This is a genomic window from bacterium (genome assembly GCA_036504735.1).
In the GTDB taxonomy this organism is placed as follows: Bacteria; Electryoneota; RPQS01; order RPQS01; family RPQS01; genus DASXUQ01.
The window spans coordinates 384,406-399,740 of record DASXUQ010000017.1; the positions used below are offsets into that span (position 1 = coordinate 384,406).

Consider the following 15,335-nt stretch of genomic DNA (forward strand, 5'->3'; position numbering starts at 1 on the left):
CAGCCGATTGGAAAGGACGCCCCGTGTGCCCGATCACCCACCCGCACAAACAAAGCAGGCTCCCTTTTACAATGGAGCCTGCTTGTCTAACCTTCAAGACTAAAGCGTCAGGATTCGGTTTTCCCTTCATCCTTCCGCCTTCATCCTTCATCCTTACTTCAAGAGCATCATCTTGTTCATGGCCGTGTAGTTTCCGGCCGTCATCTTCACAAGGTAAAGACCCGAGGGAAGGTTTCCAGCGTCGAAGCTGACCTGATACCGGCCCGCCGCATACTTGCCGTTGACCAGCATCGCCACTTCCTGGCCCATTACATTGTAGACGATAATGGCCACCTGACTGTTCTGCGGCACGTCGAAGGGCAGCAGCGTCGTCGGGTTGAAGGGGTTCGGATAGTTGGCGTGCAGGGCAAACTCCGTCGGCAGCAGGCCGGGAAGCTGGTCCACCGACAGCACGTTCATATCCACCTGAAGGATGAACGGACTGCCCGGCGCGTTGCACAGCACTCGCATCGTGCTGTGGTACTCATTCGGCTGCATGGTACCGGGGGCTGCCGTTACGGTGATCGTCGCACTCTGGTTCGGATCCACCGTGCCGCTGGCCGGTTCGCTGCTGAGCCAGTTCACGCTGTCCAGCACCTGATAGCTCAACGGGCAGTTCCCGCCCGGGTTGGTGATCGTGAAGGTTTGCGGCACCGTCTGGAAGCGGCGCACCACAAAGGTCAGCGAACTGACCGACAGCGTGGCATTGGGCGAACGCAGCAGCACATTCTCCGTCACGTTCTGTCCCGCAGCGACGACGACACCGGTGAGCACCGAATCGCAATGCGTAGCGTGCCGGAAGTGAACCGCGTAGGTTCCCGGCTCTACCGACAGGCGGTAGTTTCCACCGGCATCCGTAACCGCCGTATCGATGCCGCCTGTGGCCCACACCTGCGCGCCGATCAGCGCCGGGTTGGTACCGCCCATATGCCGCAGTGTTCCCTGAATCGCCTGGCGCGGAGCCAGCCCCCAAATGGTCATGTCGTCAATGAAGAATCCCGGGTAACCGCTCAAATACGTCCCGAATGTGAAGCGGAACATCGGGGTCTGATTGAGAAAGTCTCCGAGAGGCAGCACTACGTTACGCCAGCCGCCACTGGTCATGCTCCAGGCGCTGTCGGTAGGAATGCAGGTATTGAACGGATACATGAAACTGCCATAGCCGTCCCGCGGCAGCAGTGGCTGCCACGTCAGACCGCTGTCGACGCTGACCTTGACATTGCATCCGTCATAAGAACCGAAGGGGTACATGGACCACCATGCCGCGAATTCCAGCGTGGCGCTGGTCGTGGAAACACGCTGCCCGGGGCTCAGGTCAAGATGGCCGCAAACGTTGCTCTGATAGTTGCCGTCAAGTCCTGTTCCCCAGACATTCGCGCCGCTGTGCGGCTGTGGAGCGGCGGCATTGGTCGGAGCGCCCCATGTCCAGACTCCGTCTGCAATCCATCCGCCGTCGGTCGTGTCAAAACTGCAGGCATAGGATGGATTACCCACCACCACCGGCGCGTTGACCGGTGTGCTGAGCCGTGTGCCCGCTTTGGCGCGGACATAATAGCGCTGATTGCCCTGTGGCTCACCCGCCAGTGCGACCGTCTGTGCGCCGTGCGCCACATGCCCGATCTGCGACGCTGGCTGGGAGTTATTGCGGTAAATCAAAATGCTGTCGGATATCAGCGGGTTGCCGTTGGTATCCTGCGTCGGATCGGTCCAGTTCAGAGTCACCGTGGTTGTACCGTTGGCCGTGCCATGCAGTCCGGTTACCGGTCGCGGCGTGCCATCCGGGCGCGGCCCCATTCCCCAAATGGTCATGTCATCGAAGAAGAAGCCGGGGTACTGATTCCCGCTGAAGGGGCTCGATGAGAAGGAGATCCGGAAAATCGGAGTCTGATTGATGTACGCGCCAATAGGCACGATCACATATCGCCAGCCGTTGCCGGCCATACTCCAGCCATTCTCGCCGGTCAGGCACGCGCTCGGCGACTGAATGACGTTGCCGTAGCCGGTCGACGGGGTCAGCAGGTCCCACGTGTCGCCGCCGTCGACGCTGACCTTGATATTGCATCCATCGTACGGAGACCAGATATACATGCTCCACCAGGCCCAGAATTCAATGGTCGCATTGGCGCTCGCCACCTGCATGCCGGGGTCCAAATCCACGTAGCTGCACACGCCCGCCGGATAGTTGGCGGCCAAGCCTGTTCCCCAGCAATTGGCTCCGCTGTGCGGTGCGGGAACGGCGGGGTTGCTCGGCGCTCCCCACGTCCAGATTCCATTCGACGTCCAGCCGCCATCGTTCACGTCGAAGAAGTTCACGTATGACGGCGTGCCTACGATAACTCCCACCCCGGTGGCGGCGCTGCGGTACGCCCCTGCCTTGGCGCGGACATAGTAGGCGATGTTTCCCTGGCGCTCATTGGCTATCGAAAACGTCTGTGTCCCATGCGCCACGTGACCGATTTGCGAATCGGGAACCGCGCCGCCGCGGTAAATCAGAATGCTGTCGGGCGTCAGCGGATTGCCGTTGGTATCCTCGGCCGGATCGGTCCAGTTCAGAGTCACCGTCGTTCCGTTCGCGGAACCCGTCAACGCAGTCGCCGGCTCCGGCACGCCGTCGGGCATCGCAAACCAGATCGCCCGCCCGTTGGCCGGTTCCTGATTCCCCGGAGTACCGTTGTTCACATATTGCAGGAAGCCTGAACCTGCCGTTCCGTTCTGCTGAATACCGATGGTGGAACTGTTGGTGCTGGCTCCGAAGACCAGATTATTATACTGCAGCTTGATATTGCCGCTGGCATAAAGGATCACCTCAAACTTGAGAGAGGTGCCGTCACTGCAGCAGTGCCCTATCGAATCGTATTCGATCACCGTGTAGTCACCGAAATTCAGGCAGGCAATCGTGGCATCGCCGTTGGCACCGTTGCCGCCGAAATCGAGGTGCAAGTCATCCCAGTACAGGAAGATCGTCGGACCCATCTGGCCCGATCCCGCATTGGGCAGCGAATTGTTGGTGTAGTTGGGGTCAGAGGAGGCAAACTGCACCGTGCCGTTCGAACTCACGGTGACGCTTGTGTAATTTGTGCCATAAAACGGGAAGGTCAAGCCCAGCGGGACATTGGTGACCACCGCATCGTCATGGCTCCCCGTGAAGTTCACCCACGTGGCGTTATCGTCACCCCGCAGTTCCACCCAGTCATAGGCGGTGGTATCGCCTCCCTGATTGTCCACGTAAATGTAGCCGAAGTCATCCGGACCGCCCTGATTGTCCAGCGGGTTGTGCGGATGCCGCGCGTCCCGAAGTGCCGTCCGCCACTCAATCTCCCGCTTCTCCTGCTCGGTCAAAAGGGCTCCGCTGCGTAGCTTTTGAAGAAGCGCCTCAAAGGACTCAGCCTCCTGCCGGGAAAAGACCCGGTCCGCCACCGGCGTGAGCGTTTCCCCCGCTATCGGCTTCGCTGTCAGGCGACCGTTCCCCGTCTGATGGACCGCCGCCGCGAACACTACCGTCAAGCCGAAGAGCAGTACGAGGGCCGCCGCCGTCAGAAATAATTTCTTCCGAAGGTTCATGGTGAAGTCCTTAAGCTGAGTTTAGCACGCATTTACACGTTAGTAGAAGTATAGCACTTTTTCCGTATGAGTCAAGAATGAGTCATGTTGCCCAGCAATTTTTCCGGTTTCGTAGCAATAATGCTCTTCCGTAGCTCTGTGAACCCCGAATCTCCCGCAAACGCCCCAAAATGCAAAAATCAAGATATTGATTATCTTGTTGTTAGGCTATATGGCGAGGACGGGAAGCGGCACCCAATCCATGCCCGCCGCGCCTCGGGCTCAAAAACTGTCCAAACGCAGCAGGCTCCCCTTTGCCGGGGAGCCTGCTGCATTTTCCAATCACAACGTGTTTCCGCTACTTCATCAACAACATCTTCCGCGTCTGAACAAAGCTCCCGGACCGAATCTGATATAGGTAGACGCCTGTAGATGCCCCGTGGGCGTCCCATGTTACCGCATGCACTCCGGCCTGTTGGGTTTCATCTAACAGGGTGGTGACAAGCTGCCCCAGAGTGTTGTAGATGCGCAGTTGAACGTGCGTAGCCTTGGGCAAACTGAAACTGATCTGTGTTGTCGGGTTGAACGGATTCGGGAAATTCTGGTGCAGAGCAAACTCCACCGGGACCCCCGCCTCGCGATGCGATATGGCCGTTGGCGTGCGGTGGACATTGAAAGTGATCGGCAGCACCAGCGTGCTGTCGTAAACGGCGCTGGCAAAGTGGGCGTTCACGTGATAACTGTCCGTGCGCAAAATGGCGGGATTGAGCGTCACCGTAATCTGTTGCGATTGGCCGCCCCCCACCGTCGCCGTGGCGGGACTGACGGTGATCCACGAACTGTTGAAGGACATTTCGAAAATTCCCATCCGGCTGCCGCTCTGCGGATTGTGCATCATCGCGGCGAACACCACCAAGGTGCTGTTCCACGACGGCGTGATAGTGCAGCCGTTCGCCACGTCGCCCGGAAGGCCGCTAAGATCCGTGACGGTCTCGCGGTTGTAAGGCGCCGAGGGTTGGAATCGTGTGACACGAATCCGCGTGGGGTTCTGGACGGGATCACGGCTGAAGACGTAGAGCTTGTAGCCGTTGGGATCATTGGCGCTCCAGGCCAGCCCGGAGATCTGCAATGCGCTGGCGCCGTCGTTTAATATCTGGCCGCGAATCCCGCCCGCCCGGTCGATTTCGTAAATATCGGTGGTGTAGTCCGACACCCAGAAATGATCGGTCACCGGATCATAGGCAATCGCGCGGCTCGGATTGAACGGACTGGGGATCGTGTCCTGAACGTGCCCCGCAGCATCGATTCCGTAGATCACATGGCTGTCCGATCCATAGAGATACTGGCCGTCCGTCGCCAGGTCGAACCAGCCTAACGGCGTGGTGCAGGGCTGTGGGATGTTGCCAAGCGGATTCCCCGCCAGATCGAACCGGTAGAGCATGGCCTGGCCGTCCATCGCCGCGGGGCCGGATACCCACCACTCATTGTTGAATAACTCGCAGCCCCACGCCTGCCGGTCGGTCGTCAACCCGGTGACGTCAATCGATCCGACCGAATCCCACGGCGCAGGATTGTTGTCTCCCGCAAAGAAGACCCGGCTGGAATAGTCCACAGGACCGTTGCCGTTGTTGACGATGTTGAAGGTCGCCTGCACGGTGCTGTCCTGTGCGCTGTCCACCAGCGAGGTGACCGACAGAACCATTTCCGGGTGGCGCACGTGGAAATCCAGCGTGTCCGTGCTGTCCAGCGCCACCATCACATTGAAAGCGGTATCGAGATTGAAGCGATGCTTGGAGGCGATGATGTTGTAGGTGCCGATCATCACGTTGGTCAGATGATAATGCCCCTGCGCATCCGTCGTGTCGTGGAAACCGTAACGGTCTGTGGAAACCACGGCGCCGGCCAGCGGCAGATTTGTGGCGGCGTCATACACATGGCCGTCCACCTGTCCGAACAGCACGCGCGCATCGGTCGTAAATAGAATCGCGCTTCCATTTTGAATCGTCGCCGCGCCCGGCGCGTACGACGTGATAAACGCGTACGGCAAACCCACCTGCCCGCTCCGCCCCTGAATTCCCACGGTGCAGCCGTTGGGCTCGTGATCCTGATTATTTCCCAGGTTCATCGTCACCGCGTTGTACTGTAGAACGATGTGGTTATTCCCGTCGAAGGACGGTCTCGACACGGAGTCGTAAAGAATCACCTCGAAGTCGAGGTTGGAGGCCGGCGCGCCGGTGTTTGTCGCCTTCCACTGAATGATGTACCGCCCGCTGTCGGGTTGATGATACACCCAGACTCCAAGATTGCTGCCGGCTGTGACCAGATCGTCCCAGTAGGGCGCGATCATCGCGTCGGGAGCCTGCTGGGCCGGAATGGGGTAGTTGCGGGGATTGTCGAAATACGCCTGATTGCCGAAAGCGCACCAGCCGTTCGAACACACGGTCAGCGTGTCGTAGGTCCGGCCATAGAAGGTGACCGGGAACGGCAGCAATCGCCAGGTGGACCAGATCTGCGAGACCGACGTCTTTTCCCCGACGTCCTCCAGATTCAGGTCCGTTCCCAGCCCGCCGGATATATCGATGTAATGGAATGCCGGATGAATATCGTAGGCGGTGTCCGTGTTGTCATAGGCATAATATCCGTAGCCATCGGGGCCGGTGGGATCCGTGGAGGCCTTGATGCCTACGGCGACCGTAAATTGTGTGGTGTCCGTGAAACCGTTATCACCAGAGAGGATCAACTGCATCGGTGCCTGGTGACCACGGAAGGTCAGTGGGTTCGCCGCAATCACAAACGGGCTGGCAAGATTTGAATCCAATGCGCCCGCCGGGACCGCGCCGAAGACCGCGTCCGCCGTATTCACAGTGACAAACGGGCTGAGGGATCGCAGATGCCCGTTGACGCCGGTAAGCGACACAAGCCCCATGTTCTTGAAGGTCACGGAAAGGCTGCGCGTCAAACCCGGCCCAAAGGTTCCGTCGGTAAACTGCTGCCGCAAATAGAGCATATGGCCCGATACACAGGTCAGCGTGATGACGCCCGCGGTCTGGCCGCTGCTGCTGGTGATCGTCAGCGTCAATTGAACCGTCTCCTGATCCTGCATGGCCTGCGAGACCTGAATGCGGAACGCTTGCGCCCCCAGAGCCGAATCGCCCGGTGCGATGTCCGCATAACTGGCCGTGCCATTTACCACCGTTACCCGGGGATTGCTGCTGGTGAGCGTCGCACTCACGCCCGTGGCTGTAACCACAGTGCCGAAGTTCTTTACATAGATCGGCAGATCGATGGTCTCCCCCGGATTCATCGCGCCGTCCGTGTTGCCGTGCGTTCCGCCGCTGTTGTCGTCGTCGATCGTATAGGAACTGGACATCGGCATGCAGTCCACGGTGTTGCAGGGGATATCGATCAGGTAAGGCTTGTGGTTGCGCTTGGTGACGGTCAGCGACATCGTGCCGGGAGCATTTACCGCCACCGGCAGCACCACGTGGCCGGTGGCGTCCGTCGTACCCACGGCCCACGTCGAATCGGAGCCGCGCTTCCACAGACAGACCGTCGCGTCGGCCACGGGAGCGTCATCACCCGCCCGGTTTACCTGAACCTCAACCCGCCGCGCACCCACATTCAACGCCGTCGGGCAGGTGACGCTCAAAACCTTCGGCACGTCCGTCCAGATGGACAAGGCCGGATCCCCGAACAGATTGTTCCACTCCGTGAATCCCGCGGCGTCCAGTTGCGAGGACAAATACAGTTGCGCCTTGGCTCCGGCGCAGACGTCTCCAATATGCTCGACGCCGAGACTGGCGATGTTAAACAGCCATCCCCCGGCCACCGTAATATTCTGCGGGTAGTGCGTCTGAATTCCCATCGTCCCGAAAGCTGTTACACATCCCTTCGGATTGGTGGGCGTTGAACTGTTGGGGCAAATGAGCGCCTGCGAACTGGTGGCCGCATCGCACGTAATGTTCATGCTGATCGGAAACCGCCAGTTGGGAACCGCCTGCCCCGCCTGCCCGATGTCTTCTTCCAGTGTGCCGCGCCAGGCAAAGATTCCGGTTCCCTGCTGGATCCTGTTCACGCAGGTCGCGACGTCCGGACACCCGGAAAGCTGGTAAGCTTCCGGATTGGTGATGCCGGTGTTCTGCCGGAACTGGCTGGCGGCCCATTGCATCAGCGTGTAATTTGTCGCACTGCTGTTGATCGTACAGGCGGCCAGAAAAGCCTTGTGGAACCAGAGTGTGTCGGCCTGGCCCTGTCCGTCTACCATGCGCGGATTGCGCTCATAGCTCATGATCTTCGCGTTGAGCTGGGCCATATCTACGCTGCTGTTGCCGGACAGACGCCCGACGCCGATGTCCTCAAGCTGGTCGTTGCCCGACAGGCAGGCATAGGCATGGTCGCTGTTGTAATCCCGGGTGTAAGGACCCGTCGGCACAACGCCCGCGTTCCAACTGCCGATCAACGCCACGTACTCCAGTGGCGGATTGGAACTGCTCTGGTAGACAGATTGGATGGCGTTCATAACCTGCGTGGCCGTCCAGCTTGCCTGTGCCTGCAACGACACCTTGTAGCCGCAGCGGGTCTTCCACTCGGCCAGACTGTCCGCCCACGGGCGATAGGTGGCATTGTTGTTGGTGAAAATCATATAGGTGCCCGGTGCCGTCGTCACGTCATCGAGCGCAGTCTCATCGAGATTGGAAATATAGGTCCGGTACATCGACGCCCATGCACCCGATGGCCGCCGTGGATTGGTCAATTCGTTGATCCCCGGCTGATCATTGGCTACAACATCCACGCTGATGTTCCGGTATATCCGCGCCTGACGCGTCACAGGGTTGACCTGCACGGGATAAATCGCCACGGTGACCACGCGGAAATCGCGCATAATCATCGGCTCGCTCATCGTGGCCACATGGGCCGGATACCAGCCATCCTCCGTGTACAGCGCGCCATCCCGCACCAGATGCGTGGACGCTTCCGGATCCACCGCATAGGCGACGGGGTCGATGTTGTCCAGCACATCGAAATCCGCTTCGCTGATCACAAGGTCCGCGCCGCCGGTATTCGGAATGCGATAGAATCGGGAAATCTGCGGTACCGCCGGAGCCCCTTCCACCGGGAGATAGGTTTCTCCTTCAATGGAGAAGACTTGGTGATTGGCGCCGTTCACGGCAACCGTGGTGACCGCCACATTAGGCGAGCGCATCGAGATCGACGTGTGCGCCGGGGAGGTTCGGGAAATATCCAGGGCCACGCCCTGACCGGGCAGATGCGAGGCCTCAAATCGGACAGGAGTAGCCGGGCTGGCAAAGGCACGCAGAGAGATCATGCACAAGAGGCAGAACAAAGACCTCAAAAGCCGAACCATGAGAATCCTCCTGAAGGATTTGGAGCGTTAACCCATCTGACTGCCAGCAATTCAGGCACGACCGTTTCTTAGCTGTTTGGCCGTGACTGCTGAGAACTCAACAAAAAGCTATCAAGCGGTCTAAGATAAGCTATCGTGCCGAGCAAGTCAAGATGAAGAGCCATAGAAACTAAATATTTCCGTCTAAATCGTACACCAGCATAATGCAATATACTACAGAATCATAAGTCGCGTAATTGTTCACGTACCGCACCCAAGGCACCTTCCCGAGTACTACCTGCGCCCTGACGTTTGCAAACTCCGCTGACTGTCCTCGGCTACTCCAGCCGTTTCTAACCAGCCGCCCGCCTACGATCGCGTTTTGCTGGAGAGGCTTACGCTCCTTGAGACGCTTCGTGACCATGACCGCAAAAGCTCCGGCAAATGACACAATGAAAAAGGTAAGCAGCCGATTCTGCTTACCCTTAGATATACCGCTTTGAGGTTTCGAATTCCGTTATCGGTGTGTGGTGTTAATGAGTAATCCCATGTAAACTATGTGATTGCCACGGCGGAAGGTTCGGTCGCCATTCCCGTTGCTTGCCATGCGTCCTTACTTCAGCAACACCAGTTTGCGAGTCTGTGACCAGTCCCGAGCTTCAGCGCGCGCAAAGTAGACTCCGCTGGGCAAGCGCGCTCCATCGAAAAGAACCATGTGTCGCCCTGCTTCCATCGACTGGTCCGCCAGCACCGTGACCAGTCGCCCCTGCACGTCAAACACGGATAACCTGATCTTCGACAGACGGGGCAAGTCAAATTCAAGCCGGCATGCAGGATTGAAGGGATTGGGGAAAGCTTCGTGCAATGCGAACACGCGAGGCAGCAGGTCCGTGTCCGAAATGCCGCTTGGACCGGCCAGTCGAAAGCTCAATGTGTCGCTGAAAGTGCTTTCATGAGGAATCCGCGACTGCGCTTCAACCCACCACCTTGCTGCGTGCCCATCGGGGAAAGGAAGATCGGCGATCTCAATTGTCCACGAAGTATCCATCGTGATCGGGAACACAAGGGATGTGTCCGCTGAACTCATAAACAGGCGATAAGTCAGCGTGTCGCCGACGTCCGGGTCTGCGCTGCTGTGCCAGATGAAAACCACGGAACTGTCCCTCGTCATCGTGGAGTCGTTTTCCGGAGCGATGAGATAGAAGAGGGCCGGAGGATGAGTGGCGTGCGCGAAGGAGAAAGCTCCAATGTCGGCCAGCGTGCTGTCGGGGTCAGGCGGCAGACCCGCATCGCCCCCGTCGATGCAGCGTGACAGCTCCGTCAGATGATAATCGGCCGCCGCCGTATCTGCGAATAACGGATCGGTCGAAATATTGAAGAAACCGTCGCAGGAATCCCGCCGGAGGTTGACACCGCTGAGCACACCGAGACCGGAGGGCATGTCATCCATCGTGTAGGTCGAGGCAAAGCCGCCCAGCGTGTTGCCGTACACATCACAGTTCCGGATAATCGCATCCGGGCTGTGCTCGAACCGGATTCCGCTGCCAATACCGTAGCTCATGATGCAACTGGTGATCGTCGGCGACGAACGGACGCAGTGAATCTCCCCATTGCCATACATGGATGTGTCCGCCACCAGGGTGCAGCGCACAATCCGCGCCTGACTGTTCTCCAAGCCGATGGCTCCGCCCCGGTACGAATTGTTGTGCGTGAACATACAGCGATCAAACAGCGGGTGAGTTCCCCTGCAGTAAACCGCGCCGCCATACTGAGCGCCGTTGTGAAGGAACACACAGTCCGTAAATGTCCCGGTAGACGTGTTCGTCATGCCGATGGCGCCGCCACCTCCACCGATATTTTCCTGGAAGGTGCACCGGCTCACCTCTGCCGAACTCGCCTGCAGGCATATGCCCGCTCCATCATACGGAGTTGCGTTGCTGCGATTGCCGAAGAAAGTGCATTCCTCCGCGACAATATGTGACGACAAGGCATAGATGCCTCCACTGTACGTTCCGAAGTTATGACGAAACAGGCATTGGCGGAATCGCGGCTGGGCGGAGGTGCAGAGCACGGCGCCCGCCGTACTCCTCCAGTCCGCCGATCCTTCGATCGTACAGTACTCTATCACCGGATCACAATGGCTAATCCGCAGTCCTGTAGGAATCCCGTGGGTGAACCGGCAATACTCCAGGCTGCAGCCTGTCGCAGCGCTGCTGAGAATGAGCCCGCCCCAACTGTAAGCATAATCGTGAGACGTGTCCGAGGCAAAGACGACGGAATCCTGCGCTGTCCCGATGGCGCGCAGCAGACCATTGATCGTGATGGTGCATTCGGTTATAAACATCAGCCGGGTCCCCGGCAGCAGCGTCAGCGTGTCTTGCGATGCAACTCGGATGTCCGCTCCGATGTAGAACACTCCTGGGCCGAAGGTCCCGCGGACGTTTCCGTTCAGCAAAACCACCGGGCTGTTACTGCGGCTTTCGTAGGCGCCGATGTCCGGCCGGGACGTCGCGGGCCATGGGCGCGAAAGGCTGTCCAGATCCTCATCCGTATTCACGTCATACCATGCCCCCGCTGCCGCCAGACAATGGCTGGAATCGCTTAAGCGGTAGTTGCCGTTCGCCATGTTCACAAACCGGGGATCTATCAGGAGATTGAAGTTTGCATCACAGGAGTCCCGCCAGATATTCACCCGGGTTAACCGTCCGATATCTGAAGGAACATGCCCTGCAAAGTTGGCGGCCTCATTGCCGAAGAAATCACAGCCCCTGATCCCCACACTATAGGGACTCAAGAGTTGAATGCCGGCGCCCTCTTCGGTGAATGCCACGATGGACGTCGCGCAGTCCGTCGTGTCCGTATAGCCGAAAACGGCGGCGGTTTGCGAGCGGTTATGGGCCAGCGTACAATAATCCAGGCTGACCTGCCCTTCAACGTCGAACACCGCTCCCCCTGAATCCGCTTCATTGCTGTGCCAAAGACAATTCACTGCCACGGAGCGCGCTCGAGTTCCGTAGAGACCGCCGCCCACATTGGCCGTGTTGGAATCTATCTGGCACCGGTCAAACCGAACGACTCCACTGGTGTCGAACACGCCTCCGCCGCGCTGCGCCGAATTGCCGCGAATCAGGGATCCTTGAACGGCAGTGGGGGCGCGGCGACCCTGCAGAAACAGGCCGCCGCCCGTTCCGGCGCTGTTGCTCTCGATCAGACAATGCGTCACCTTCACCGTATCGGGTGCAACGATGACACCTATGCCCCCACCGTTGTTCGGTGTGCGGTTGCCGCGGACGGTGCACTGCGTCAGGCGCGGGCTGGCCATTCGGCTGAACAGTCCCCCACCATCTCCGAACCGGCTGTAACAGTCACTGATTTCGCAGCGGTCGAATATTGGTGCCCCTCCGTCGCGGCAGTAGACTCCTCCGCCATCCAGAATCGCGTTGCAACGCCGGATTGAACAATTCTCGAAATGTGGCGAACAGTTTTGACATTCGATTCCGCCACCGTAGCGGTCGTCGCCGGGAGCGGCGCCATACCCGTTCTCGACAACGCAGTATTGCATGAGACAGCCGTTCGGAGCCGCCAGAAATCTGATACCGCGCCAGCGCGCCGTATTGGTCAGCGTGTCCGTCGTGAAGCGGATGGAGTCTTCCTGTGTTCCCTGCGCGAGCAGCAGCCCGCGGATTTCAAACCGGTACGGGCCGCCGAAATACACTGTTACTCCCGGTCCGATGATCAGCGTGTCGGCCGCTCGGACGCGTATCGTCCTTTGAGTAATCATATAGGGGCTGTGCCCCGCGGTCCAGCGGCCTGAGACCAGGGAGTCCGATACCCATGTAGTGTCGGCGAAAGCGGTGGAAGCAAAGATCAGCAACCACAGTGCCGCGGACCATCGAGAATGTGTCATGGCATGTTTCCGGATTTGGAATTGCATCTCATCCCCCAGTTACTTCAGCAGCATCAGTTTCTGCACACGCTGCTCTCCGCCTGCGCGCAACACGGCCCAGTAGATACCGGATGACTTGCCGCCTGCGTCCCACGGAATTGTGTGGGTGCCGCTTTGCATGGCGGTGTTCACCAGTGTGGCCGCTTCCCGCCCTAACAGGTCGTACACCGTCAACGTCACCTGACCGTGACGGACCAGGCTGTAGTGCAGTGTTGTTGTAGAATTGAAGGGATTCGGAAATGCGGACAGTGAGTAATCCGCCGGTAGACGGGATGGACCGCTTGCCGGCGCCGCCAGCGTATTATCCGTGTACCGCAACAGAGTACCATCGTATCCGGCTGCCCAGGCATGGCGGGCATCCGGAGAGGATAGACTGTACACGGCATTGGCGACACGCAGACTGTCTGCTCTCCATGTCCATCCTCCATCCGTAGTGTGCAGCATTCGGCCGCTGCCTGTCATCCAGCCGTTCAGAGAATCACCAAAGGCCAATCGGCCCGCATCTCCCTGATACGGATTCCTCCATGTGGTTCCGCCGTCGGTGGTCAGCATCAGGCCGTCATAATCGGTGGCAACCCAAATTCGCAGGCTGTCCATCGCCGCCAGATCAAAGATATCCAGAACGGGAAGATTGAATGTTTGCCAGTTCGTTCCGCCATTCGTCGTATAAAGGAGCGTGCCGTCGTGGGACCCGAGCGCCCAGCCCATTCGCGCATTAATGAATACGAATTCGGAGAATGTCCAGCCATAACTGCCCGTTGTCGTGTACTGCTCCGTCCAGTTTGCACCACCGTCCTGTGTGTGGTATATGCTGATGTACGTGTCGTAGTGCCCCTCACTGTAGCGACTGGTCCAACCGTGAGTGGCATCCGCAAACAGGAACCCTCCGATTCCCTCCCCGAAGACGTGGCCCGCTTCCGACCAGATCGTGCCGCCATTCGTGGTGCGGAATACTTGGCCTGTGGAACTCATCGCCCAGCCGTGCACGCTGTCCGGAAAAGAGACTTTCGAAATCGGCAGCGTATCGCTCACGAATTCCCTGCTCCACGTCGTGCCGCCGTCAGTCGTATGTAAAAGATGCGAATACGAGCCCAAATTGTCCCAGCCGGACTGGATCATCCACCCGTTCCGCGGGTTCGCAAACTGAACATCATCATAGTGCACATTGCTCGCGCCCGCGATCTGGATCCACTGTGTTCCACCATCCGTCGAATGGAGCACAACACCGCCCCTTCCCACGGCAAAGGTGCTCAACGCGTCTCGTGCCCACAGGCCTTCGATGCCAAGGTTGAGTGGATTGGGCCACACCGTCCACGTAAAGCCACCGTCCGTAGTATGCTGAATCCCCCCACCGAAACTCCACCCGTTCAATGAATCCACGAATCGCAGCGGAGAGTGGGCGCGGATGGCCTCTGGCATCCGCTGCCACGTTATGCCCCCATTGTCAGTGTTCAACAATCTGCCGTAGGTCGTGCATGCCCATCCGTGAAGGGTATCCGCGAAAGTCACATCGTCCGTGTATTCCATATCGCGCAGATTCAAGGTGTCCAGACTCCAACTTACTCCGCCGTCAGCTGTGTGCAGAATCCCGTTCGTGACCATCACCGCCCCGTGCAGGCTATCGGCAAAACTGATGGTATTCCCCCCATTGCGGGCCGTGTCCAGTATCAGTGGCTCCCAAGTGACGCCGCCGTCCGCTGTCTTCAGGACGATCAGTTCATGCGCGCCGCCCCAGTTATTTCCTGCGGCGAATCCATGCCTCGGATCCGGGAATGTCATCCCCCAGATGTAATCAAACAGCGGTGACGGCATTCTCCGCCAGCTCTGGCCGCCATCCTCGGTCCGCAGTACCACGGATTGCGTAAGCGAGTTTGACCAATCGTATCCCTGAATCCATCCATGCTCTGCATCCGGGAAAAGCACATGGCGTAAGTCATAGCTTCCCGCATCAGGAATCGAACAAATCTCCCATGTCGTCCCGCCATCCGTTGTGCGGATAACCGTACCACCGGCACCCACCGCCCAGCCGGTTTGCGCATCGGAGAACGTCGCGTCGTACAACGTGTTGCCCTGTGGCAATGGACTGAGCCATTCCCAGCCTTGCGCCTTCACCTGTTGACTTCCTGTCCCGATGAGTGCGATCACTACAAGCCAGTGGAGGATTCGATTCACAGTGCACCTCTTTCGGACGAGCGCCTGCCATAAAGTCTCGCCGCACAATGGAGTTTCTCGATTTCGTTCCGACAAACCGCTATGTTCAACAGGGCTGCGCCTGCGCACAAGTCCTGTTCATCTACAAGATAGCAGAAAAATCCTGAATAGTCAATCGCTGGCATGGGATGGCTCGATTCTAATGTGGACCCACTTCTTAAGCTTTTGCGGTTGCAACTGAGTGCGCCATGTCCGATTCGGTGGAGAATACCATCTCTGCCTCAATGTCCTTCCGCATTCGCCCGATCATTTTCG

General features: G+C 58.6%; 4 protein-coding genes. All 4 read right to left on the reverse strand.

Annotated elements, in window-relative coordinates:
* Positions 1-153: 153 nt before the first annotated feature.
* A complete protein-coding gene (locus VGL38_14080) occupies positions 154-3,600 on the reverse strand; it encodes a carboxypeptidase regulatory-like domain-containing protein (GenBank protein ID HEY3296554.1) in 3,447 nt (1,148 codons plus the stop codon).
* A 337-nt stretch (positions 3,601-3,937) separates the two neighbouring features.
* Positions 3,938-8,905: a C25 family cysteine peptidase gene (locus VGL38_14085; protein HEY3296555.1), complete on the reverse strand. Its 4,968-nt coding sequence runs from the start codon at positions 8,903-8,905 to the stop codon at positions 3,938-3,940.
* Positions 8,906-9,536: 631 nt separating this feature from the next.
* Entirely contained in the window at positions 9,537-12,830 is a 3,294-nt protein-coding gene (locus VGL38_14090; GenBank protein ID HEY3296556.1) for a right-handed parallel beta-helix repeat-containing protein, read from the reverse strand.
* A gap of 39 nt (positions 12,831-12,869) precedes the next feature.
* Complete coding sequence (locus VGL38_14095; protein HEY3296557.1) at positions 12,870-15,041, reverse strand: YCF48-related protein; 2,172 nt, start codon at positions 15,039-15,041, stop codon at positions 12,870-12,872.
* Between the last annotated feature and the right edge of the window lie 294 nt (positions 15,042-15,335).

Bases quoted from the DNA above. Each gene is read 5' to 3' on its own strand.
- VGL38_14080 (HEY3296554.1), bottom strand. From the start codon at position 3,600: ATGAACCTTCGGAAGAAATTATTTCTGACGGCGGCGGCCCTCGTACTG.
- VGL38_14085 (HEY3296555.1), bottom strand. From the start codon at position 8,905: ATGATCTCTCTGCGTGCCTTTGCCAGCCCGGCTACTCCTGTCCGATTT.
- VGL38_14090 (HEY3296556.1), bottom strand. From the start codon at position 12,830: ATGACACATTCTCGATGGTCCGCGGCACTGTGGTTGCTGATCTTTGCT.